Genomic DNA, 3,034 nt, shown 5'->3' with positions numbered 1-3,034 from the left:
CCAGCACGGCATCGAGGCGCTTGCTGCTTATATTCCCGCGCTCGCCGGCATCGGGCAAGGCATCCAGCAGCGCCTGTGCCTGCGCCCTATCCGGTGCAGGCTGCTCGTACTCGTCCACCTGCGGGTAAGACACCATCACCGGCTTGCCATCCAGTACACCGGCCATCAAGGGCGCATTGATGATGCGAATCGGCACCCCGCGCGGCAACAACTTCACCAGCTCGGCCGCATTCTCGGGGTACAGGTGCAGGCAGCCATGACTGGCGCGGGTCCCCAGCCCCCACGGTTTGTTGGTGCCGTGGATGAAAATGCTCTTGAAGCCGGTCTGCAGCGCCAGCATTCCCATCGGATTGTCCTCGCCCGGCGGCACATAATTGGGCAAGACTTCGCCATCTCGCTCGAAATGCTCGGCCTTGATACTGTCAGGTGGCGTCCAGCCCGGGTCTTGTATCTTGGCGACCAGTTTGGTCTCGCCCAGCGGCGTCGACCAGCCTTCGCGCGCAATCCCCAAGGGCACGGTATAGACCTGACGCGGCTGGCCTTTTTTATCGGGTAAAAAATAAAACAGCCGCCGCTGCGGAATATTCACCACCACACCCTGCCACGGCGTCGGCGGCAGCACATACTGCGTCGGCAGCACCACTCGCGCATTCGCCGCCGGCGTCCATACATTGACCCCGGGATTGGCCAGCGTGATCTCCATAAAACCGGTGCCATAGTGACGGGCGAGGTCAAACAGCGAATTACCCTCGGCCTCTATGGTGACCACCTGCGGCGCCCCCACCACCGTATCGCCGTTATCCGGCAGATCGAACACCTGTGCCTGAGCGCCGGCAGCAGCCATAAGCAGCGCCAGCAAGGTCAGGCGGTGCGGAAAAAGCGCTTGCATATCATCCTCCAATCGCATATCGCGATGCCTTCAGTGAAGCACATCCTGAGCACGATGAACGATGCACTGCAATGATGCGAAAAAAGAGGCTCCTCAGAGCCTCTTAATGTTCAGCAATAATGACTACTCATCACCCAGCAGCCTGCCGGCGGTGCTTACTCAACCGTCACCGACTTAGCCAGGTTGCGCGGTTTGTCGACATCGGTGCCGCGTGCCAACGCTACATGATAAGCCAGCATCTGTACCGGAATGGTGTGCACGATGGGCGACAGTACGCCGGCGTGGCGCGGGGTACGGATCACATGCACGCCCGGGCTGTCCTCGAAGTGGCTATCCAGATCGGCAAACACGAACAGCTCGCCACCACGGGCGGAGACTTCCTGCATATTCGATTTAACCTTCTCCAGCAGGCTGTCGTTAGGGGCGATCACCACCACCGGCATATTCTCGTCGACCAGCGCCAGCGGGCCGTGCTTGAGTTCGCCTGCCGGATAGGCTTCGGCGTGGATATAGGTGATTTCCTTGAGCTTGAGCGCGCCTTCGAGCGCGATCGGGTAATGCAGGCCGCGCCCCAAAAACAGGGCATCGTTCTTGGCGGCAAAACGGTCGGCCCAGGCCTTGATCTGCGGCTCCAGATTCAGCGCATGCTGGATAGAGCCGGGGAGGTGGCGCAACTCGTCGATCAGGCGTGCCTCGTCGCTCTCGCTTACCTTGCCGCGCAGCTTGCCCAGCGTCACCGCCAGCGTAAACAGGGCCACCAGCTGGGTGGTAAACGCCTTGGTCGAGGCGACGCCGATTTCGGCACCGGCACGGGTGTAGAACACCAGATCTGAGGCGCGCGGGATGGCGCTCTCGCGTACATTACAGATCGACAAGGCCCAGTTGTGGCCTAGTTCACGCGCGTATTTCAGCGCTTCCATCGTATCCAGCGTTTCGCCCGACTGCGAGATGGTGACCACCAGATGCTCGGGGTCGGCCCAGGCGGCACGGTAGCGGTATTCGCTGGCAATCTCGACATCGCACTGGATGCCGGCGATGGCCTCGATCCAGTACTTGGCGGTCAGGCCGGCGTAATAACTGGTGCCACAGGCCAGGATTTTCACCCCGCGCACACGCGTCAATACCTCGCCAGCCTGATCGCCAAACAGCTCGGGCACGAAACCGCTATCCAGCAGGGTTTCCAGCGTGTCGGCGATGGCCTTGGGCTGCTCGTGGATTTCCTTCTGCATGAAATGACTGTACGGGCCCAGTTCCAGCGAGGCCAGCGACACTTCGGAAACATGGACGCTGCGCTCTACCGGCTGGTCATCCTTATCGGTCAGCGTCACGCCGGTACGCGTCAACAGGCCGATATCGCCTTCTTCCAGAAAGATGACGCGGCGCGTGGCCGAAATAATGGCGGATACGTCGGATGCGATGAAATTTTCACCCTCACCCAGGCCAACCAAGAGCGGGCAACCCATGCGCGCGCAGACCAGCTGATCCGGCTGGTCCAGTGCTATCACGCCGATGGCGTAGGCGCCGGTCAGCTCGCGCACTGCGCGCTTGACTGCCGCCAGCAGATTACGCTCTTGCTGATAGTGGTGATGCACCAGATGGGCAATCACCTCGGTGTCGGTCTGCGAAGTAAAAACGTAACCCGCAGCCTTGAGCTCGGCACGCTTGGCCTCGTGATTTTCGATAATGCCGTTGTGCACCACGGCAACCAGCTCGCCGGACACATGCGGGTGGGCATTGGGTTCGGTTACGCCGCCATGCGTCGCCCAGCGGGTGTGGCCGATACCAAGCTCACCACTCAACGCCTCGGCCAGCGCGGCATTTTCCATCTCGACCACACGGCCGACACGGCGTACGCGGCGGATCTTGTCACCGGCCAGCACGGCAATACCGGCCGAATCATAACCACGGTATTCGAGGCGCTTCAGGCCTTCGACCAGTACCGGCACAACATTGCGCGACGCGATAGCTCCAACAATTCCGCACATGTCTTTAGTCCTCAGAAATTCTATCTTTGATGGTTGATGGTGCACCGGTGGGTGGCGCTGCCAACGGCAGCCAAGCCACACCACAAGGCTGATTTACTTTTTTAGCGGACGCTTCCAGTTAAGCGATACCTGACGCGCACGCGCCACCGTCAACTGGCCT

General features: G+C 60.7%; 2 protein-coding genes. Both read right to left on the bottom strand.

Features of this window, described 5'->3' with window-relative positions; translation table 11 throughout:
- A partial coding sequence (locus ACRC1E_RS02650) for a L,D-transpeptidase family protein (protein WP_438513557.1) occupies nucleotides 1-889 on the bottom strand: 889 nt, incomplete at its 3' end.
- A gap of 155 nt (nucleotides 890-1,044) precedes the next feature.
- Complete coding sequence (gene glmS / locus ACRC1E_RS02645; protein ID WP_438513556.1) at nucleotides 1,045-2,874, bottom strand: glutamine--fructose-6-phosphate transaminase (isomerizing); 1,830 nt, start codon at nucleotides 2,872-2,874, stop codon at nucleotides 1,045-1,047.
- Between the last annotated feature and the right edge of the window lie 160 nt (nucleotides 2,875-3,034).

The sequence above is a fragment of the Craterilacuibacter sp. genome (assembly GCF_051659485.1).
Lineage (GTDB): Bacteria > Pseudomonadota > Gammaproteobacteria > Burkholderiales > Chromobacteriaceae > Craterilacuibacter.
This window is presented reverse-complemented; position numbering and strand designations above follow the sequence as displayed.